This is a genomic window from Paraburkholderia sp. J8-2 (genome assembly GCF_905220195.1).
GTDB lineage: Bacteria > Pseudomonadota > Gammaproteobacteria > Burkholderiales > Burkholderiaceae > Paraburkholderia.
On the sequence record NZ_CAJMZA010000027.1, the window covers coordinates 84,127 to 101,780 of the forward strand.

Annotated in this window: 24 protein-coding genes; 12 read left to right on the forward strand and 12 right to left on the reverse strand. The window is 61.1% G+C overall.

Annotation, left to right across the window (positions count from 1 at the left end; genetic code table 11):
* Window positions 1-170: 170 nt before the first annotated feature.
* Window positions 171-1,580, reverse strand: a complete 1,410-nt coding sequence (locus U5A52_RS34310) for a DNA polymerase Y family protein (RefSeq protein ID WP_321938436.1) — start codon at window positions 1,578-1,580, stop codon at window positions 171-173.
* Window positions 1,567-2,283 (reverse strand): translesion DNA synthesis-associated protein ImuA, encoded by a 717-nt coding sequence (gene imuA / locus U5A52_RS34315; RefSeq protein WP_321938396.1) that lies wholly within the window; start codon window positions 2,281-2,283, stop codon window positions 1,567-1,569. Before imuA ends, U5A52_RS34310 begins: the two co-directional genes overlap by 14 nt.
* A 222-nt stretch (window positions 2,284-2,505) precedes the next feature.
* On the opposite strand from imuA, the gene U5A52_RS34320 reads away from it, so the two are divergent.
* Together U5A52_RS34320 and U5A52_RS34325 are read left to right on the forward strand one after the other, a co-directional pair.
* Window positions 2,506-2,961 (forward strand): antitoxin Xre/MbcA/ParS toxin-binding domain-containing protein, encoded by a 456-nt coding sequence (locus U5A52_RS34320; RefSeq protein WP_110388253.1) that lies wholly within the window; start codon window positions 2,506-2,508, stop codon window positions 2,959-2,961.
* Window positions 2,958-3,428, forward strand: a complete 471-nt coding sequence (locus U5A52_RS34325; RefSeq protein ID WP_321938438.1) for an RES family NAD+ phosphorylase — start codon at window positions 2,958-2,960, stop codon at window positions 3,426-3,428. The genes U5A52_RS34320 and U5A52_RS34325 overlap by 4 nt, the downstream gene beginning before the upstream one ends.
* 293 nt (window positions 3,429-3,721) lie before the next feature.
* Here the strand turns inward: U5A52_RS34325 and U5A52_RS34330 are convergent, their stop codons facing one another.
* Together U5A52_RS34330 and U5A52_RS34335 are read right to left on the reverse strand one after the other, a co-directional pair.
* Complete coding sequence (locus tag U5A52_RS34330; protein ID WP_321938398.1) at window positions 3,722-4,036, reverse strand: helicase; 315 nt, start codon at window positions 4,034-4,036, stop codon at window positions 3,722-3,724.
* A gap of 312 nt (window positions 4,037-4,348) precedes the next feature.
* Window positions 4,349-4,690 (reverse strand): H-NS family nucleoid-associated regulatory protein, encoded by a 342-nt coding sequence (locus U5A52_RS34335; RefSeq protein ID WP_415774091.1) that lies wholly within the window; start codon window positions 4,688-4,690, stop codon window positions 4,349-4,351.
* 674 nt (window positions 4,691-5,364) lie between these two features.
* On the opposite strand from U5A52_RS34335, the gene U5A52_RS34340 reads away from it, so the two are divergent.
* Both U5A52_RS34340 and U5A52_RS34345 read left to right on the forward strand, forming a co-directional pair.
* On the forward strand, window positions 5,365-5,943 hold the full coding sequence (locus U5A52_RS34340; protein ID WP_415774092.1) for an H-NS histone family protein: 579 nt from the start codon (window positions 5,365-5,367) through the stop codon (window positions 5,941-5,943).
* 285 nt (window positions 5,944-6,228) lie between these two features.
* Window positions 6,229-6,468 carry a hypothetical protein gene (locus tag U5A52_RS34345; protein ID WP_246282576.1) on the forward strand — a complete coding sequence of 80 codons (240 nt, stop codon included), beginning with the start codon at window positions 6,229-6,231 and terminating at the stop codon, window positions 6,466-6,468.
* A gap of 64 nt (window positions 6,469-6,532) precedes the next feature.
* Here U5A52_RS34345 and U5A52_RS34350 read toward each other — a convergent pair whose 3' ends face one another.
* Both U5A52_RS34350 and U5A52_RS34355 read right to left on the reverse strand, forming a co-directional pair.
* Window positions 6,533-6,724 (reverse strand): hypothetical protein, encoded by a 192-nt coding sequence (locus tag U5A52_RS34350; protein ID WP_321938441.1) that lies wholly within the window; start codon window positions 6,722-6,724, stop codon window positions 6,533-6,535.
* A gap of 356 nt (window positions 6,725-7,080) precedes the next feature.
* Window positions 7,081-7,596 carry a hypothetical protein gene (locus tag U5A52_RS34355; RefSeq protein WP_321938404.1) on the reverse strand — a complete coding sequence of 172 codons (516 nt, stop codon included), beginning with the start codon at window positions 7,594-7,596 and terminating at the stop codon, window positions 7,081-7,083.
* 482 nt (window positions 7,597-8,078) lie between these two features.
* Here U5A52_RS34355 and U5A52_RS34360 point away from each other — a divergent pair, with 482 nt between their 5' ends.
* Both U5A52_RS34360 and U5A52_RS34365 read left to right on the forward strand, forming a co-directional pair.
* A complete protein-coding gene (locus U5A52_RS34360) occupies window positions 8,079-8,864 on the forward strand; it encodes a hypothetical protein (protein WP_321938406.1) in 786 nt (261 codons plus the stop codon).
* Window positions 8,865-8,867: 3 nt separating this feature from the next.
* Window positions 8,868-9,470, forward strand: a complete 603-nt coding sequence (locus tag U5A52_RS34365; RefSeq protein ID WP_321938408.1) for an RES family NAD+ phosphorylase — start codon at window positions 8,868-8,870, stop codon at window positions 9,468-9,470.
* A 268-nt stretch (window positions 9,471-9,738) separates the two neighbouring features.
* Here the strand turns inward: U5A52_RS34365 and U5A52_RS34370 are convergent, their stop codons facing one another.
* Complete coding sequence (locus U5A52_RS34370; protein ID WP_321938410.1) at window positions 9,739-10,359, reverse strand: hypothetical protein; 621 nt, start codon at window positions 10,357-10,359, stop codon at window positions 9,739-9,741.
* A gap of 101 nt (window positions 10,360-10,460) precedes the next feature.
* Between U5A52_RS34370 and U5A52_RS34375 the strand changes: the two genes are divergently transcribed.
* Entirely contained in the window at window positions 10,461-10,682 is a 222-nt protein-coding gene (locus U5A52_RS34375) for a hypothetical protein (protein WP_321938412.1), read from the forward strand.
* Between the two features lie 291 nt (window positions 10,683-10,973).
* A complete protein-coding gene (locus U5A52_RS34380; protein WP_321938414.1) occupies window positions 10,974-11,294 on the forward strand; it encodes a hypothetical protein in 321 nt (106 codons plus the stop codon).
* A gap of 252 nt (window positions 11,295-11,546) precedes the next feature.
* Here the strand turns inward: U5A52_RS34380 and U5A52_RS34385 are convergent, their stop codons facing one another.
* Together U5A52_RS34385 and U5A52_RS34390 are read right to left on the reverse strand one after the other, a co-directional pair.
* Entirely contained in the window at window positions 11,547-12,914 is a 1,368-nt protein-coding gene (locus tag U5A52_RS34385; RefSeq protein WP_321938416.1) for a hypothetical protein, read from the reverse strand.
* Window positions 12,915-13,424: 510 nt separating this feature from the next.
* On the reverse strand, window positions 13,425-13,727 hold the full coding sequence (locus U5A52_RS34390) for a hypothetical protein (RefSeq protein WP_175198068.1): 303 nt from the start codon (window positions 13,725-13,727) through the stop codon (window positions 13,425-13,427).
* 201 nt (window positions 13,728-13,928) lie between these two features.
* Here U5A52_RS34390 and U5A52_RS34395 point away from each other — a divergent pair, with 201 nt between their 5' ends.
* A complete protein-coding gene (locus tag U5A52_RS34395; protein WP_321938419.1) occupies window positions 13,929-14,453 on the forward strand; it encodes a hypothetical protein in 525 nt (174 codons plus the stop codon).
* On the opposite strand, the gene U5A52_RS34400 is transcribed toward U5A52_RS34395, so the two are convergent.
* Entirely contained in the window at window positions 14,440-14,643 is a 204-nt protein-coding gene (locus tag U5A52_RS34400) for a cold-shock protein (RefSeq protein WP_042293433.1), read from the reverse strand. The genes U5A52_RS34395 and U5A52_RS34400 overlap by 14 nt on opposite strands.
* Window positions 14,644-15,173: 530 nt before the next feature.
* Between U5A52_RS34400 and U5A52_RS34405 the strand changes: the two genes are divergently transcribed.
* Entirely contained in the window at window positions 15,174-15,524 is a 351-nt protein-coding gene (locus tag U5A52_RS34405; RefSeq protein WP_321938421.1) for a hypothetical protein, read from the forward strand.
* A 184-nt stretch (window positions 15,525-15,708) separates the two neighbouring features.
* On the opposite strand, the gene U5A52_RS34410 is transcribed toward U5A52_RS34405, so the two are convergent.
* Both U5A52_RS34410 and U5A52_RS34415 read right to left on the reverse strand, forming a co-directional pair.
* Window positions 15,709-16,047, reverse strand: coding sequence for a type II toxin-antitoxin system RelE/ParE family toxin (locus tag U5A52_RS34410; protein WP_321938423.1), 339 nt, complete (start codon window positions 16,045-16,047; stop codon window positions 15,709-15,711).
* The gene (locus U5A52_RS34415; protein WP_201698493.1) at window positions 16,044-16,280 is read right to left on the reverse strand and encodes a type II toxin-antitoxin system ParD family antitoxin; all 237 of its coding nucleotides are present in this window, start codon (window positions 16,278-16,280) and stop codon (window positions 16,044-16,046) included. Before U5A52_RS34415 ends, U5A52_RS34410 begins: the two co-directional genes overlap by 4 nt.
* A 248-nt stretch (window positions 16,281-16,528) precedes the next feature.
* Here U5A52_RS34415 and U5A52_RS34420 point away from each other — a divergent pair, with 248 nt between their 5' ends.
* Complete coding sequence (locus U5A52_RS34420; RefSeq protein ID WP_321938425.1) at window positions 16,529-16,879, forward strand: hypothetical protein; 351 nt, start codon at window positions 16,529-16,531, stop codon at window positions 16,877-16,879.
* A gap of 310 nt (window positions 16,880-17,189) precedes the next feature.
* Window positions 17,190-17,654: alpha/beta family hydrolase (locus U5A52_RS34425; RefSeq protein ID WP_321938427.1), on the forward strand; the 465-nt coding region annotated here is incomplete at its 3' end.

Genomic DNA, 17,654 nt, shown 5'->3' on the forward strand with positions numbered 1-17,654 from the left:
CGTTCCTCACAACCCGCTCACCTGAGTCGGGCAGACGGGATCCGGACCGTCCATCAGGCGGCGGCATGACGATCCGGCCATAGGATGTCTGAGGGCGGTTCTGCGCAAAAGCGCACGCCCGACGGGTCAACGGATCACAACAATAACGCCCCTGCAGCAACGCCCGCATTTCAGCCAAACAGGCCGTGAAGAAACCAGCGTGGCTCGCGCTCATCACGACTGCCGACGCGCTCGCGAAATACCCAGTAGTGCAGATGGTTTTCGGCTTCGGCGACGAAGTAGTCGCGCGTCACGATGTGGCCGTCCTGCCAGCCACATTCAATCCGCTCTCCGGGCGACACCATCCGCAGCGGTGTGCCGTAGAAGGGACGATGGCCGCGCATGATGAGCTGGATGGGCACCTCAAGAAGCCACGCCGGGCGTGGTAGATCCCGCGGCAGATCGGTGCGTGTGGGCCCGGTATCGCTGCTGACGGGCACCCACCGCGCGGCGACTTCGGGGCGGAAGTCGGCGACGGGTGCCGCTCTCATCACATTGCCTGAACCCAGCCTTGCCGTGAGCAGTTCCATGAGGCGCGCGTGATCCTGGGGCGATCCTCCGGGTTCGGGAAACAGCGATTCGCTCGGAGCCTCGGCTCCCCGCACGTCCTTCGCTTCGAGCCTGAGTGCAATGACAGGGGCCGCGAGTTCGATCCGCGAGAGTCGCTCCTTCAGCAGCCGGACGAGGTGTTCTTCGTGCCACGTCGGCTCGCCCAGCGCGACTTCCACGTCGGTGGGGGGAATCGCATCGCGGCCGCGCTCGTGCTCGAGCGAGACAACGAAACGCGCGACGGCAAGCTGGCGGGCCGCAAGCCATCCCGTCATCTGCAGCGTAAGCCGGCGCGCTGCGAAGAGCGCCGCTTCAACATGCTCAATGCGGTCCGGCAACTCAACGCGGGCATCGAACGCGGGCGGCATCGTGAGCCATTCGTGGACTTCGGGGGCCTCGCCCTTCGCGCGGTCAAGTGCATCGAGCAACGCGGTGCCACAACGCTTTTTCAGTCCGGCGCGCGGCAGGCGCGTCACGTCATCGATCGTTGTGCATCCAAAACCATCGAACCATTCGGCGAAACGTCTCGCGGCAGGCAGCACGCCCAGAGGGATGCGCCTGAGTGTGCGCGAAAGGGACCGCTGTGTGAGCGCAACGCCACCACCGGCGCGCGCAATAAGCCAGGTTGCCTCGGCAGTCGGTGCGATCGAAGCCGTGCTCGTCATGCCGAAGTCTGCAACCGTGCGACGCACGCGCCGGCGAAGCGCGCGCAGTCCACCGAAAAGCCGCAGGCTGGCGGTCACATCTGCGAGAACGACGTTCTCGTCGGCGATCACGACGTTTGGCGTGAACTGGAGCAGGGCGAACGCGACACCCCGTACCGTCTGCTCTTCACGTGTGAGCTCACGCTCCCTGAGATCGGCGTTCGGCGCGAGCGTGAGCACGCCGCCACGGCACATGCCATCGACAACCCCCTGCGCCCGCGCGGCGGCGTCGGCATCGAGCACGCGGCCTTTTTCCAGCACAACGAAACCGTTGTCAGACACCGGCATGTACCAGGTTGGGCAGAAGCTCTCGATGGGCAGGCGTGGCAGAGGAACGCCGATCCAGTGGTGCATGACGATTCAGGAGAACAGGCGAAGGGGAGAGCGCAACGAATACGGGCTTGTCGCGATGCGGTCCACGGCGTTTGATGAATGAGACGTTCACGCCGTCGGGCGCCGCGTCGACCGAGATACGCAATGGGGCGGGGGACGTCGAGTTCGCCGCGGCCGCAGGACGAAAGAGGAACAGCAACGTATCCGCGTACTGCGCGGCGAGGTGCAGGCGACGTAGCGCCTCCGTGCGGACCTGCTGCTGCCAGAAAAGCAGCGCCCCTGCGGTTCCGGCACGAAGGATCTGTTCCGCTGCCCAAAGGCTGTCTGCGGTCGTGGCTGCCTTGAGCACGCGGATGTTTTCAGCGCCCACACCCCACCATGTGAATGCTGCCGGTTGCAGTCTGTGCGGAGGTTGGAGAACGAAGACAGGCCGGGTCGCGACGGCTTCAAGCGCGGCTTTAAGCAGGCGCAGTTCGCCGCAGCCCGGCTGCGGGACGATCACCTCGGTCAGGGCCCCCGTCGGCCAGCCGTGGCCCGGCAACTCCGCGTCGAGCGTCTCGTGTCCGCTCGTCACCGTGCGGCCGTGCGCGGAAGCCAGTTGCGAGGCGCGCCACAAATCCGGGTGTATCGCCTCTACGTTCAGTAGCGGCAGCGCCATGGTGCCCCCAATAAATACTGTATAAATATACAGTAATCGTATCGGGTCCGCTCGCAAAAGTCACGCGGTCAGTTGGTGTGTGACTGTTTCCCGGGGCTGTTCGGTGGCGCCCGATCGGCCCCCGGCAGAGTCTGCGAGACCCGCCTGTAGCCGCGGCTCAGCGGGATATCCCAATCTGTGGCAAAATGCCTTCATTGTTTGGGCATTTTGCTCGGAGAGGCCATGGCCACTGTTGAATACCGACCCACTGGGCGCGTCAACCCGCGCCATACCGAATTCTCGCTGCTGGGCGATCTGCTCCAGGCCCACATCCGGTCCGGGAGCGATCTTGCCGCGCTGGCGACCGAGCGCGTCGGCGTGGACGTTATCGACCGTCTCGGCGAGCATGGACTCAAGGCCGACGAGCTGCTCTTCATCATTCCTCGCCGGACGCTCTCGCATCGTCGTCAGAATGGCGAGCGGCTCTCGACCGACGAGTCGGACAAGGCCATCCGCCTCGCCAGGATCGTTGCACAGGCGGAGACGGTGTTTGGAAACCCGGAAAAGGCCATGAACTGGCTTCGAGGAAAGAAGGAGCGATTCGCCGGGAAAACGCCGCTCGAGATGGCATCGACTGAGCACGGTGCACGGCTTGTTGAGGACACCCTGGTTCAGATCGACGAGGGATACTTCGCCTGATGGAGTTCTGGAGGATAAGCAACTACGCGGACCTTCGGGGAATCGGCGGATTGAGGGCGCCCGGCCGGTGGCATCATCGGGGGCAGCCGGTCGTCTATCTGGCGGAAAACCCCGCGCTCGCGCTGCTTGAGACGATGGTGCACCACGAATTCGGGTCTCCGCAGGCGTTGCCAGATAACTATCAACTGCTGCGCGTGGAGATTGCCGGGGACGTTGCGATGGCAGAACTCACGGCGAACGTCATCCCCGACGACTGGCGCGAGAACGCGGACTGGACACAGGCCGCCGGCAGCGAATGGCTGGCGGGAGGGCAGGAGCTGCTCCTCAAGGTTCCGAGTGCAATACTTCCTCGTTCGTACAACTATCTTTTCAATCCTCTTCATCCCGGCGCTGCCTCAGCGACGATCGCGGAGGCACTGAGAGTGCCATACGATCCGAGGATCCGGGCTATCCTGGGCGACAGGTAATCTCGATCATCTGACGCGAGTGACCCTCGTCCCGGCTATCCCGGCGCAGGACGCATCGCAACCGGACGGACGGCGCAAATGCTCAGTGTGGCTTCTTCGTCCGGCAGTTGCGTGACTGCGTGCATGCGGTCGAAGTTTCCAGGGATGAAGAAAATGTCTCCGCACTGCGCAGAGAATTGAACCGGACACATCTGCAGATGGCGGTCTTCATCGAAGACGCGCTCAAGCACGAGGTCGCCGCCTGGAGGGTAGTCTGCCTCGCAGCTTTGGAGCGGATTCGATCGTCCCGCGTTCTACGCGTCGTTGAGCCAGGGCATTTCCACGGGTGACACCACCAGTTGCCGGGACTCGCGCTTCAGTTCGAAGATAAACCCGACCAGGATCATTGAGTCGGCGTAAGGAATCGGGAATACGTGGGGATTCTCTGCGGCGCGTAGCGGGCGCGAGGGCGTGTCCGCCGTCGATGCGGCGTTCTCGCGGACGCTTTCCAGTTCGTCAGCCATAGCCTGCCCACTAACTTTCAGGACACGGCTACGCAGGTCGGTGAAGGGTTCGATGCGCGCCCCGTCTTCGTTGTATTCGGGCACTTCGTAGATGAACCAGGACATTTAACTCTCCTGAAAAAGGCAGCCATTCTAGCAGTCGGCATGATCGTGACCTGCCTGATTTCTGCGGTTGACTTCAAACCTTGGGAGCAGGCCGGTGCCCGTGGAGATCTGGCCGGATTAACGACGCTGCACAAAGCGACGAACGTTGCGTGGTGCGAGGCCGATCGCGCGCGGATGCTCACTACAATCTGGAGATCCTGCCTGAGTGGCGCGGCGGCCGTCAGGGTCTGTTGCGTCGACTGGATGCCAGGCGTCGCTTCACGACCTGAAAGCCTGCGTTCGACGGCGGGGGGTGCTGCTTTCATTGCGCTCTCAGGCCGCCCCAACGCTCTCCGCACTGACAGTTGCCAGTCTGGTGCCGGCAAACGGGTCATTGCGCCAGTCGGCGCCGGTGCGTTTGCCCGGGTCGCGATTCGACGCGCCGTCAATTGCGAAATGCTCAAGAGACTGGCCGGCACTGATTGCCTGAACCACCCATTGTGGCGGAGCGCCTTTGCCGTCCCATGTGTTGCCCGAAGCGTCGCGGAAACGCACTGCCTGCAAACGCTCCTGATCGGCTGCAATTGAAGTAGCAATGTCTTCCGGTTCGATTCCAAATTCGGCCATCCGTCGTCGCAGATAGGCCACGATGCTTTCGCGTTTTCTCTCATCCATCTGGTGTATTCTCCGCGCAACAATCTGTCGTTGGGCAGGTGATTGCAAATCGCGTGCCGCCAGGACACCACGCGACCCAACGCTGCCCATGCCGAGGCAGCAAAGAGGGGGGAGCATGGTTAAATCATGTTTTGCTGGGAGCGGCGCACGGAAGGCGCCGCGGCTGGCGACCGTCATGAAAGCAGTATAAAACAACCTATGCGCGACACCAGGTTTGCTTGCGCACGTTGAGTCTGCTTTTGTTGCGTTCGCGATTCATCGTGCGGGATGAACAGGCCCATCGCTGACTCAAACCCATACTTCCCCGACCAACATTACCGGGTACACGTATGGATAGTAGAGAGAAGGCCATTTTGCGGCGCAATAGCATTCAAACCTAGAAAGACAGCGCTGCGGGACGCACAGGCAACATTGGGCGTGCACCGATTCCTGAACTCCAGAGACATTCAAACCGTTGCGCACTGTGCTTTCAATTTGCACGAGCGTACTGATAAAGTCATAATCACGACCGCGACGATGCGTCAATTCTGACGGGCAGACCGAACTTCGAAGTGCCTGGGAAATGTGCCAGGGAAGTTCCAGGATCGCATGAACGGTAAACCCCACAGCGAGGAATAGAAATGGTTACCCTGGACGCAATCAACTCGAAAATTGCAAAACTCCAGAAGCAGGCAGTGGCGATTGCCGAAAAGCAGTCGTCAGTGGGCCTGACCAAAATCCGTGACCTGATGCACAAGCACGGCCTGACTGTCGCCGACATTGAAGGCTTTGTCGCAAAACGACGCGGTCGTAAACCTGGGACCACGCTGGCGAAGGCGGCAGCAAAAGCCCCGGGCGCGGTCGTGCATCACGTTGCGCCGAAATACGCGGATCCGAAAACGGGTGCGACGTGGTCGGGCCGGGGACTCGCGCCGCTGTGGATTCGCGACGTCAAGGATCGCTCGAAATTCCTGATTGAAGCGGGTGCAACGGCGAAGACTGCCGACGCAAAGGCAGCGCCTGCAAAGAAGGGTGCTGCGAAAAAGGCTGCTGCGAAGAAGGCAGGCGTAAAGCGTGTCGTGGCTAAAAAGGCGGCGAAGACGGCAGTCGCCACGAAGAAGGCTGGCCGTGCAGCGGCGGCTCCTGCAAAGGGCGTGCGTGGGCGCAAGGCCGCAGCACCCGCGAAAAAGGCATCGGCGCCGCGCAAGGTTGCAGCCAAAAAGGCACCGGCCGCAGCTGATGCTGCTGCCACGCCTGCAGTCGCAGCAGCGTAAGGGGTAACGGGGGTAACGGGCGATCCAGTCGTAGCTGGCGGGTTGACATGCTGGCCAACGCCGCATTCACGGCCCGCTACGACTGATTACTCAGGTCCCTTCGTGCGTCGCCTCACGTGAGAGCGGCGCGATGTTTGTACATCAGGAAGTGCGGACACAGCGCCGCGCGCCGTCAACCGAATGGCTTACCGTTTCGCGCTCGTATCTCTTGCGTTGCCAGTTGACTGTCCACCCGAGTCGGTTCCTCCGGCGGTTGGTCGGTTGATCGCGGCCGCATGGAATGGCATGAGCCGCGCGCAGCTCGTGGACCGTGCCCGCCGGCTCGACATGCGTGCATCGCTGCGGGCGCAACCCGGTATCGGACCAGATGGTCTGACGCCGTTCAGGCTCACGCTCAGTTTTGCGAACGGGAGCTTCGAGCTGATCGCCCATGTACGCCGTGTCATTCGCCGACGCACGGGCGCGCGGCGCCAGAAACCGTCATTGCCTCCAGCGCGCGATATCAGGCAACAGAGCCTTTTCTGAGTTTTGCCGAGGCATGGGCACAACGCCTGCCGACACCCAGGCATCCCCGCTGAAAAGAAGCCCGCTAGAGGATCCTGAGATTGCGAATCTTTCCGATTGCCGGTGAGCGTTCGACGATCAGGTTCGCGATGAACTCAGGCAGCAGGGCGCGCGGCACGTTCGCGGGGATATCGGTGACGAGCTGCGAAGGCACCTGAACGATGAACTCCTCCGGCGCCGTGGCGAGACTATGTTCGTAGGCGACGCGAATATCCATACTGTTTTCGTTCGGCGACGTGGTTGGCAGCAGCGCAATCGTCGTGCGCAGGGGTGTGGGCAGTGTAGCGCGCAATACCCCTGACTTCGTTCGGTTGAGTGTCGCTGATTTGTCTGTTGTGAGCGCTTGCGCGCTTTCGCAAGCAACATTGGTGCGCGCCCGTCGAAAATGGCTTTCCTTCGCGACGTACGCCATGGTTTGGTCTCCACCTATGGTGTCTGGTTACCTTTGGATGGCGAGAGCGAACCGTGTGCCTTTTGCGTGCGACTCTGACCTTATGCGTCTTCACTCGCCGGCGAGCCTGGCGCATGTCGCGCTGGCCGATCATTGCTTCCGGCGCGTGATGCACTGTGTGGCTACTGTATGACCTGGAGATGACTGTCGTGGGTGCGCGAGTCACGCGCGGCCAGATCAACAAGCTTTCCAAGGTGATCGCTCGCCCGGACGACGATCTCCATTCGGGTCACGCAGAGCTGGCGGTCGTACTCGTTGATCACAGCGCAGAGTTCCGCGACAAGCGATTCGGGCACGTTCCATACACCGGTGCGACCGGCCTCGCTGAGTACCTCTGCGAGGCCACGCTCAACGTGTTCAATCTCCGCGATATCGAGCTGCCCGTGGCCCGCCCGGGTGATGAAGCTCGCGATGATGACAACCTGCGAGACGAGATTGATCAGGGCGCGGTCCGCTTCACCCTTGCGTAGACGCTCGAGTGCGATCCGCGCACGCAGCGCGAGGTCTGATGATTCGTTTCGGGGCATCGGGAGAAAGAGCGACTTTGAGTGCGCTCCGGCAACTGGCCGACGCGTCGATCGAGAGTTCTTCTTGTTGGGCATGTCCGGTAGCCGGTTGATCTGGATCTTGCGTGCCATATTGAGTTCGTCAGCGCAGAATCAAGTGGGAGCGCCGGAATTAAGTTTGCATGGTCGGGATTGCGAGCTTGGTGGGGGGCGTACGAGGCCTACGTGTGTACCAGTTACTGCGATCCTCCATCTTTCTCATCTCCTCACAGGTCGCTGCGCCGAGGGTGTACTCACGAACGCGGGGCGCCCGAGGAAGACCGTATACCGCGCGCCAAAGCCTCCCGGGCAGGGGATGTTCCGGGCAGGCAGATTAGCAAGTCATAAGCGAACGGTGCAACTAACTGTCAATTGCGCCTCCTCTCCACCAACGCCTGCCGGCGGCAAAAAATGGCGTCCAGCAGGGGGCGACTTATAAGGGTTGGAGCAGTTTGCGTGGCCACGGCAGCCAGCCAGTGGGTTGACAGGTGAAATTCACTTCCTTTACTTCCTTGACAAGCTTGACGATGTCTCCATATTCGGGATAGGCTTAATCGTTCCCCTGGAGAAGGCACATGTCTACGGCAACCATTCAGGCGTCAGAGTTTTCGCGGCTGCTTGTGCGTGCTGCGAAGGTGCTGGATCGCACCGGCGCGCGCACCCCGGAAGCGATCCGCAAGGTCGTCGCGACTTCAATGCAGGCCGACATCGGTCAGCTTCCCGCTAAAAAGCAGCAGCGATTCGCGCAGTCAATCGCGCTGTTCGCACAGGGATTCGACGATGCGCTGACAGCCGTAGCCGACGCTGCGGGTGAAGTCGCGCCTTCGAGGGCGCCAGGAGCGGGCCACAGCCGCCGTGCTCCCGCACCGCGCGCCCGTACCGTCGTGGACGCCAGGGCGGGGCGGCGTGCCAGTGCGTCCTCTGCCGAAGCGGAAATGTTTGCAGAAGCGATGACCGCCCGCGCGAAGCTCGCAAGGGAAGGCAAACTGCTGGAGCCTGCGGAGTTCATGGGCCGCGCAGGTGTGACGCGGCAGGCAATCCACCAGCGGCTGAAGACCGGTTCCCTCTTCACGGTGGATGGTCCCAACGGGGTGAGCTATTACCCGGCCTTTTTTGTGGATGAGAGCCTTGACCGCCGCACGGTTGCGCGCGTCTCGAGGGAGCTGAAAGAGCTGCCTGGTGCCAGTAAATGGGCGTTTTTCACGAACCCGCGGCGCTCACTCGGCGGCCTCACCCCGCTGGAGGTGATCGGTGGCAAGCCGCCCGGGCGCAGGCAGGGCGGTCGCAACAGCATTGATCAGGTCGGGAAGGTCAACCTGTCGATGGTCCTGCGGGCCGCAGCGGGCTACGCGGAGGAATAGCATTTGGCTGCTCGTGCCCTCAGGAACCCTGCGAAGAATTTCAGCACGTTTGCGTTGCCGGTCGTCACAGTGAAAGCCAGACGGCTGGTCAGGATCTCAAGTTATGACTCAAGCGAACCGCATTTTGGACACACCGCGAGCCACCGCTTTGACGATCCCAAAAGGGAATACGGGACCACTTATTTCGGCCTGGATCTGGCCACGGCTGTCGCAGAGTCCCTGCTGCATGACCTCGAGCCGGTTGGGACCCGATACCAGGTCGCAGCCGATGAAGTGAAGCGGCGCTTTATCCATATGTTCGAGGGGATGGATCTGACGCTTGCCGATCTGACGGGCCCGGGCATGAACGTGCTTGGCGCACACGCCGGGCTGTTTGGCACGGCGAATTACAGCATTCCGATGCGCTGGTCACGGGCGATCTACACGCATCCGGCTGACGTGGACGGCATACTCTACGTGTCGAGAATGATGGCTCCCAACCTGGCCGTCGTGCTTTTCGACAGAGGTGGGAGTATCGCACTGACCCAGCGTAAGCCATCCATGGCGTTGGCGGGTAGCGCAGCGTTCGCGAAGGTCCGAAAAGCCCTGCATATTGCGTACACGTAGCCAGCAACATTGCTGGCGTGGCGTGCTTGCACGAAAAGCGTGCGTAGAGCCACGTGCCTTTTTTGTCTGCCTGTGCATTGCAAAATTCGTCATGCAGCACGCGTTGCTTTCGAAGGCGAGTCATGCCAGGAGTGATGCTGGCGACGCGGCAGTGGGGAGAGAAGATGAAAACGATGTCAGCTGCACAATGCGCACATGTTGCGAAGGTGTATCCGGAATGCAGGAGCGAGATGGCACATTACCTCTCGTGTAGCCCGGAGGCTGTGATCTATCGCCAGAACGAATGGGGCGATGACGTTCCTCCCTGCGCAATCGCGGTTGCCGGAACTGACTTCCGGGTCGACAGTTGTGACACGCCTGCCGAAGTGGTGGCGCTTGTCCGGCCGCTGGGGCTGACCGTGCGCTCCTGCGAGAAACAGGACAATGCTGACCTGACACACAATTGACGCCGGATTAACAGGAAATGGGCGTGACGCAACCTTACTCCATTGACGTGTCCTCGCTGGGCGATACCGATTGGGTGACCGCGCACGATGGCTCGTGCGTGGGGCGATTCAGCAAACGCTTCGGGATCGACGTGCATCGAACCGTGACTGAACAGCTCGCCGGTGCGGATCAGTGCCTGCACTGCACGCATGAGCGAGCTGGAGAAGGTGAATGGCAGGTGTTTCGCGACGCTGTGCTTCAACACCACGGGATCGATGTCCCGTTCGATACGATCAGGTTCTGAGGAAGGAAAAGCAGGATGTCTACGTTGCTGGAGTGTTTGCGGTCGTTGCCAGGGGACCTGGTGATGCGTGATCTTGCGGCTGTGCGTGATCAGGACGCAACCGTCGAAGCGCATATCGCCCGCCTGAGGCGCGATGAGGATGGCTACGAGGTTCGGCATGAGCCTCGCAACTATGGTCGCGGTACGATAGTCGCAGTCGGCGTGATCGGTGGCCCGGCGATATATCGGCAGATGTGACCGTCAACTGGAGGGGTCACGAAATGGAAGTCTCCAGAACTGACGTGCCTGAGAGCGGCGAATACTGGGCGATCTGCAAGGAAAACAATCCCTTCTCTGCTGCAGCAAATGGGCACAGCCAGGTATCTCCGAAAGCGCAGACGACCATCAAGGACGGCTGGGCAACCTTCTACCGCGACGGGCAGGAGGTCTGGAACTGCAACGCACGATACGCGGCCGCGAATTTCGTGCTCCAGAAGGCATAGGATGGAAACCATGTTCGAGCTAGGCTATCGACCCGGCCGTGAGGCCAAAGATGCGGCTCGCGCAATCGTGCGATCACGCTATCCCGCGGTAACGTCCGCATACTGCGATGAGGGAGCCATGGCGTAGACGTCGTGACGGTAAAGGCGCACGGTACGGTTACGTCCGGTGACTGTGCGGTCGAGATGGCGTGGCAGGACGTCGTCGGCCGTGCCGCTCTCGCCTGAAAGGCGAAGACAATTGTGGAACGATGTCGCGCAGGCGCGGCGCGAAGGATCGCTGGAGTTGAAGCAATGGATGATGAACTGAGGGCAAAAATCGGTGTTGTCGCGGGCAAGCTCGTGCAGGAAGCGATGGCGACCGGACTGACCTGGGAAGAGATCGTCGCCGCGTTTGGCCTGGCCGCAAAAGCGACCGCGCAGGCCGCCGCGAGTGCAGGCGATGCGCCGACATCCGAATGTGTTGCACGTGCGCGCAGCTGTTTCGAAGATGCCTTTGCGCAGGACGTCCACGTTGTCATTGCCGATGGCAGTGCACCAGAGCGCGACGCCGAAGCCGACGATAATCCGCTTCTGGCAACTGCCCGCCGTCGCCAGGCTTCCAGACTTCATTGACTGGCAGGCGATCGCCGCACCGGGGCCAGCGCGGCGCAGTCTCGTCAGTAGTCTAGGGGAAGTTATGCGGAAGAATCCAGCCTCCGACAGTTATCCCCTGCCCGTCAGATGATCGCCCTCTCCGGCCAACACGGCGATGGAGGTCGGTGGCAAGCCGACCTGACGTGGCGAAGTCATGGGCGCGGAGGAATCCAGGTACCTCGATGCGCTATATGCGTCTCGGCGCGAGGGACCTGGTACGCCACCACTGGCTCAAAGCAGGATCGCCTGCTGCAGCAGTTCCAGCGCTTTCAGTTCGTCGAGGCGACCCGTGCGTGCCTTGCCTGCCAGCGTCTTGAGCAATGCTTCCGCTATCGGCTCGATACCGTGAAGATTGTCCAGGCTCGTCGCGGAAGCGAAGGGGAGGGCTGCCGGGTTTCGCTGCGGTACTTCGGACGCGGCAAACGACTCAGGTGCTGACGCTGTAGCTGGCGGGGCCCCGTCACCATTTTCTTCAGGCAGGCGATCGGTAACGTCGTCGGGAAAACCATTGACAGGATCTTGCGCGCTGGCAAGGATCGTCTCCTGCTCGCCCGCCACATCCGTCGAAACCGGTGAGGGGTTTTGTGGATCGGCCGCCCGCGCGCGCCGTCCACGCGCCTTCGCACCGGTGGCCTTCGCCGGCATGGCATCCTTTGTTGCGGGCACAACCGACTCGTGCTGCCTGGCGGAGACGCGTCCGCGGGACGCAGGGGCAAGCATACGCGACACCGACGCAGGTATATCGGCTTCAGAGCGCGGGGTGTCCAGCCAGCCAGCTGGCAATCCAAGCCGCTCCGTGAACCGGTTTGCTTCGACAGCATCGAGGCGCTTCTTGCCATGCAGCCGGTGGGCCATGTTGGACCCACTCAGGTCCATGACCACGCCAAGCCTTGCTTTCGATCCGTTGCGACGCGTGAGAACGTGAAGGTTGGCGCGTCGGATGTTCTCTACGTCGGCGCCATCGTTCAGAGCCAGCGATTGCTGCCGGGTCGTTTCAGGAGACGTTCTGTCTTTTGCACGCGAAGATTTTCGCTGCGTCTGGGCTCCGGCCGCTACGCCCGGATTATTCTTGACGGCTCTGGGCGTACCGCCAGTTGCTTTCCTGGGCATTTGTGCTTCCTCGGACAAACTGTTTTTAGGAGATGGTTGCGGGTCGACGCTCAGGGCAGAAGCCGGCGCAAGTGCTTCGGACGCCGCGTCTGGTCCGTCGTCGGCTTGAATCAAGTCGAGTGGCGACTTCAGCCGGGCGATGGTCTCGGCTGTGAGCCCAGGATTGGGCTGGTCAAAAAAGCCATGCGGCAACCCGAGCGTAGTTTCCAAATGAAAGGCGGTCTCGGGTGTGAACCTCTCGCCCTTCAACAGTTCGGCCACGCGCGTCATGCTGGATTCAAGTGCGATGGCAATATTCTCTGCGCCTACCGTATCGACCAGAAACTGGAACGACCGTGTCTTGAAAATGGAGGCGGTCTGGGCGGAGTCCTGCGCAGGCGCCTTCACATACGATTGTTTCGGCCGGTTGGGCTGAGATTTCTTTTCGTGGCGAGGTTGGCGTTGGCCGCTGTCGCGGGATCCCGCATATCGCCCGCGGGCTTGATTCATAAAGTAGGGCTCCATGCGATCGTTGGTGTCCGGCAGGTATTTATTATAGACGCGGCGATGTTGGTATTTGATGCGTCATTCGCTCCATGAGCCGTAAATGTACGCCCGGGTGAGGCTGGCGGGCTCCTTGAAGTACCCGTTCCCCGAGAGTGGATATGAAATGTAGAGGATAACGAATGAAGTTCCGCAGGAATTTCAGGTAACCATTCATGGATCCGCGATGAAACCGGCGCACTGGTCAACGGTGCCGACGGCAAGCCGATAACCCTTTCAAGGCAAGGCGCGGCATTCTGGTTTCACCGGAATCGGCGCTTCGGCGAATGGAGCGGGGGCGTTACTGACCTGCTCATCACGCTGGCCGCCGTCGACCGGCAACTCGATCACTCGATCCTGTTCGAGCGCAACGGACTTCGCCCGACAAGTCCTTGATGGGGATTTCAGTATTTGGGAATGGACAACATACCCGGAAACGTCAAATTCAAGTTTCCCGATATTGTCGTGCTTCCGGTGTCACGACGGCGCGAAAACGACCGCGCCGCGGTCCTCAAAATGTTTGAAGCTCCGGATGAAACGGTATAGCTGTCCGCCGATCTCCAGCCGGTTTCGTCCAGCGTGGGTTTGCTCAAGAATCTCTTCGGCCTGGGTTGCAGCAATGTTCCCGTGATATCTCAGGCGATCCTGATCTCTCCTTGCATCGCCAACGTACATGGCACAGACGTCATTGCATTTCTGCATCATGATCACACTTCCGCCGGAGTTCAGGGACAGCTCGAGATACTCGGCCAACGTCAGAAGTGACTCAGTCGTCGTCATGGCGATTCCCCTGAAAGCACGGCTCCCGGCATCGATCCACTGGGTGGTGGCATCGACGGGCACCCACCGAGGATAGCGCCACGCATTTCCGGCACTTGCCTCCTCGCCTGATTCAAACAATCTACGCGGCGGACTGCGTCACGGTCACCGCGATCATGCACGGGACCGCGCGGGTTCACTACGCATGCGTCGCGAGGCACTATGGGCCACCACATCGGTGGGCAGTCTGGCACGGTGGGTGCGAATCATCAGCAAATTATCTTGCGGCAAGCACCTGCCATGGCGGCCGGCATGTTTTTGATCGTAGTGCTTCTGGTCGGGGAAGTCGATTCGTCGAGGACAGTGTTATTGCTGCCGCGGAGTCCAACCGTCTTCCTTCAGAGGATATCCGCTGTTTTGCCAGGCGATGATGGATCCGGGCAGCGTGGCCGAAAGTGCGACATCAACGCTACCGCAAACGCGCGCTTCGCCCTGCGTCTTCACGCCTGTGGCGAAACGCTTGCGCTTCGTCAACGATTATCCGGAGAATCGATCGATGTCGCGAGGAGGGCGCACCAGGACATCGTGTTTCGCACAAAACTACTGTTGACGCTCAAACAGCATGGCGCGGACATGTGCCGGATGCCCATCGCCGCATCAGAGACTGATGCACAGGGCGCAAGAAAAACTGGCCCGCAGAGCGGGCCACACATCGGGATGCGACGCGCGCCGGTCAGGCTGGCTTGATATTTGCAGCCTGCTTGCCCTTCGGCCCCATCTTGACATCGAAGCTTACTTTCTGGTTTTCCTGCAGCGACTTGAAGCCTTCCGTCTTGATTTCGGAAAAGTGGGCAAACAGGTCTTCGCCGCCGTCATCCGGGGTGATGAAGCCAAAGCCTTTCGCATCGTTGAACCATTTCACAGTGCCAGTTGCCATTTTTGAATCCTGTCGATGTTGAAACCTGAAATCGCGAGAATACGCATCGCATGGAGGCGATCACCCGCAAGGGACGACTTTTTACCACGCCGGGATGACACCTGCCAATCAGCAGGTCCACGGACAGCACAGGGTCCGGCTTTCAGAGGCCCGGGCCCGGTGCAGGCATTCGTCGTTCTAGCCCTTGATGGTGGCACCGTATGATTGCCGCGCGGCAATCACGATCTACCCTGCAAGCGGGAGTCTTAGCGAAGCCTGCAGGACGCGCTGCGAAGACTGATTCTGAAATGGAGCAGGGAAGGCACTTGAGAAGAGTCGCAGAAACATCAACGCATTGCGGATTCCGCCCTCGCCACACGCGAAAGCCCGGTCTCCGTCACCATTTTTGTGCGGTCCCGTGCCGCACAGTCCCGCGACGAGCAAACTGTGGCGCGGAAGCGGCCCTAACCAGTTTTGCAGTGCCAGCCCGGAGACTGGGGAGGCCATGTTACCCTTGCTCGACGCTAACACCAGCGAAGCCGCGCTCGAGGATGAACGATACATTCGAGTTTTCTCAGGATTTCGAGCCGTTCCTCGAAGACCTGCCGAGAAAGGACTGGCAGACAAAGTCGCTCGATTGCGCCATGGCCGATTACTGGGTGACAAGCGATGGACTTGTCGCGCGTCGAGAGTTTCTGAGTGACGGTTACTTTGCCAGCAACACAGCCTCCTTCACGGCTTATTTGTTCCACTTCCGGAAAGGCGTGAGACTCGACCTGAAAGTGGTTGTCGCTCACGGTCGCATCCTGGAGCTGAGGCGAGAGCGCGAACCCGAAGCGGGGGAAGTGGTGGCTGAGTGGACTATCCCCGTGCCGGGTCCCGACGCTGAACGTCGCAGGTGACGCGGGCCGGATCGCAGGAGACTGGAAAAAAGACTGGTAGCCCCCTACCTGTGTAACGAAAGGCGGCTTCGGCGTAAGCGCGCAGAAGGGGCGCGGCCGTCAAATGGGCGAGCCCCATGGTCGGAAAATGAAGAAGCCCGCGAGCCAGATGGCTTCTCGCGGGCCTTGTGCCGTGCAGATGGTGTCAATGGAACTCGCTGTCATCGCTCAACAGCCAGGCTGGAATATCACGCTTGCCGTTGAGTACGCGCCAGACCTCGACGTGATCCTTGCGCTCAATGTAAAAGATCAGATGCGGGTAGCGATCGAGAGACCATGAGCGCAGGCCCGGTATGTCCAGTTCGTACGAGTAACGGAGTGAGCCGATGTTGGGGTGTTTGGCGAGATGCGCGTATGCCTGCTCGATTTCCGCAATGAACCCAAGCGCTGCCTGTTCCGAGCCTTCGTCAACGAGGTAATGTGTCAGCTCGTCTTCTACGTCCTGCCTGGCCAGCCGGGTCGGGATGACGGGCTTGGCCGTCATTTGCGCGAAGTACGTACGCGGGCGCGCAGCGATTCGAAGTAGTCGGCGTCGGCCGGATCTGCGAGGCCCGAAGTCGCTCCCTGCAGGATCATTGTCCGCAGGCGCTTGCGATCCTGGTCCTTGCGGATTAGTTCGCGGACGTATTCGCTGCTCGTGCCGTAGCCGCGCTCGCCGACCTGCTCGTCGACATATTCCTTCAGCGAATCGGGGAGGGAGATGTTCATCGTGCTCATGTAAACCAGTCTATCAGGCTTTGGCAAATTTTGCCAAACTCATCTCCTGGTGGATGTTCAGGGGTGGCCTCATCGGTACGAGTAGCCTTAACTGGCGAGTCTTTACGGGAAATCGTGCGGGTGGCGATGAACTGTCCCCATGCGATCCGCCAATCGGTGCGGTAAAGTGATCTGGCCGTACGGCTGCGGCATCAGGAGAAGCCAGCCCGACAAACGGCCCTGCGGGCGACCTACATGGCGGAACGGAAGTGGCGAGACCTCTGGATGACGAAGCACGCACCGAGTTGCTGTGCTTCCTTGTGGTCGGCCAGCTCTTTGCATTCGCCCGCGAGGGCGAGTGGCTGCGCACCGATCATCTGATCGAATCGGCACAGATCTGGCTGGCCTCGAACGGCGCAGAATGTGACTGGCTGGAGCGGGCAAGGCTCGTGGAGGCGTCTCGGGTGATCGCCAGGCAGGAAAGCGAGGTACCCTTCCCGAAAGACGATGCGGATTTGCACAGACTCTTCAATCTACGAACCGGCTGGTTTCTGGACTACCGTTCACCTGTCGTACAACGGCTCCATGTGCGCTGCGCTGCATATCTAGAGGAACCCTGATTATCTTGCTGGAATGAGGCAGATAAGGACGGATGCCGTGTATGCGCAACACGGCTCACATGAGTGACAAGCAGACAGGCGAGCCAGTTCAACAGGGCTCTGGTTCCGCCAGGACAATCTCCCTTGAAGCCGTAGTCTGGTCGTCCGTCCCAGTTCGACCCCTAGCCGCCGTTCGAGCGGGCGCGCGCTCCATGGATCGGCCGGCAAACTCCGCGTGCGCAATGCCTTGCCGGACGCCGCCACAAACGCTCCCAGATGCCTCATTGATGCAGAATCGGCGCAATGGCCACAACGACACGACCTGAATACGATGGACGACCCAGAATCGCTTTCCCTGACACTGCCCGACGGCACTAAGGTCTCTGCGCTCCTGCGAGTGCCGGAGGACGGGCGAGCCCTGTATGTCTTCGCGCACGGCGCCGGGGCGGGCATGCAGCATGCCGGCATGTCGTCATTGGCCGACGCGCTTGCGGCGGCCAATGTCGCCACATTACGCTACCAGTTTCCGTACATGGAGCGGGGCTCCAAGCGGGTGGACTCGTCGGCCGTGGCACATGCTGCCGTGCAGGCGGCCGTCGCAGAGGCCCGCCGGCGGCTGCCAGCCCTGCCACTCTTCGCGGGCGGCAGGTCGTTCGGCGGCCGCATGACCTCCCAGGCTCAAGCCATCTCCCCGCTCGACGGCGTGCGTGGCCTCGCTTTCGTCGCGTTCCCGCTGCACCCGGCGGGCGCGCCTGGCGTGGAGCGGGCACGGCATCTGGCGGACGTCACGGTGCCA

Bases quoted from the DNA above. Each gene is read 5' to 3' on its own strand.
- U5A52_RS34390 (WP_175198068.1), bottom strand. From the start codon at position 13,727: ATGACGACGACTGAGTCACTTCTGACGTTGGCCGAGTATCTCGAGCTG.
- U5A52_RS34380 (WP_321938414.1), top strand. From the start codon at position 10,974: ATGGATGATGAACTGAGGGCAAAAATCGGTGTTGTCGCGGGCAAGCTC.
- U5A52_RS34375 (WP_321938412.1), top strand. From the start codon at position 10,461: ATGGAAGTCTCCAGAACTGACGTGCCTGAGAGCGGCGAATACTGGGCG.
- U5A52_RS34415 (WP_201698493.1), bottom strand. From the start codon at position 16,280: ATGAGCACGATGAACATCTCCCTCCCCGATTCGCTGAAGGAATATGTC.
- U5A52_RS34385 (WP_321938416.1), bottom strand. From the start codon at position 12,914: ATGAATCAAGCCCGCGGGCGATATGCGGGATCCCGCGACAGCGGCCAA.
- U5A52_RS34345 (WP_246282576.1), top strand. From the start codon at position 6,229: ATGAGCCGCGCGCAGCTCGTGGACCGTGCCCGCCGGCTCGACATGCGT.
- U5A52_RS34335 (WP_415774091.1), bottom strand. From the start codon at position 4,690: ATGGATGAGAGAAAACGCGAAAGCATCGTGGCCTATCTGCGACGACGG.
- U5A52_RS34405 (WP_321938421.1), top strand. From the start codon at position 15,174: ATGAACGATACATTCGAGTTTTCTCAGGATTTCGAGCCGTTCCTCGAA.
- U5A52_RS34350 (WP_321938441.1), bottom strand. From the start codon at position 6,724: ATGGATATTCGCGTCGCCTACGAACATAGTCTCGCCACGGCGCCGGAG.
- U5A52_RS34355 (WP_321938404.1), bottom strand. From the start codon at position 7,596: ATGGCACGCAAGATCCAGATCAACCGGCTACCGGACATGCCCAACAAG.
- U5A52_RS34320 (WP_110388253.1), top strand. From the start codon at position 2,506: ATGGCCACTGTTGAATACCGACCCACTGGGCGCGTCAACCCGCGCCAT.
- U5A52_RS34410 (WP_321938423.1), bottom strand. From the start codon at position 16,047: ATGACGGCCAAGCCCGTCATCCCGACCCGGCTGGCCAGGCAGGACGTA.
- U5A52_RS34360 (WP_321938406.1), top strand. From the start codon at position 8,079: ATGTCTACGGCAACCATTCAGGCGTCAGAGTTTTCGCGGCTGCTTGTG.
- imuA (WP_321938396.1), bottom strand. From the start codon at position 2,283: ATGGCGCTGCCGCTACTGAACGTAGAGGCGATACACCCGGATTTGTGG.
- U5A52_RS34395 (WP_321938419.1), top strand. From the start codon at position 13,929: ATGGGCCACCACATCGGTGGGCAGTCTGGCACGGTGGGTGCGAATCAT.
- U5A52_RS34400 (WP_042293433.1), bottom strand. From the start codon at position 14,643: ATGGCAACTGGCACTGTGAAATGGTTCAACGATGCGAAAGGCTTTGGC.
- U5A52_RS34330 (WP_321938398.1), bottom strand. From the start codon at position 4,036: ATGTCCTGGTTCATCTACGAAGTGCCCGAATACAACGAAGACGGGGCG.
- U5A52_RS34310 (WP_321938436.1), bottom strand. From the start codon at position 1,580: ATGCCGGTGTCTGACAACGGTTTCGTTGTGCTGGAAAAAGGCCGCGTG.
- U5A52_RS34370 (WP_321938410.1), bottom strand. From the start codon at position 10,359: ATGCCGAACCTCGTAGCCATCCTCATCGCGCCTCAGGCGGGCGATATG.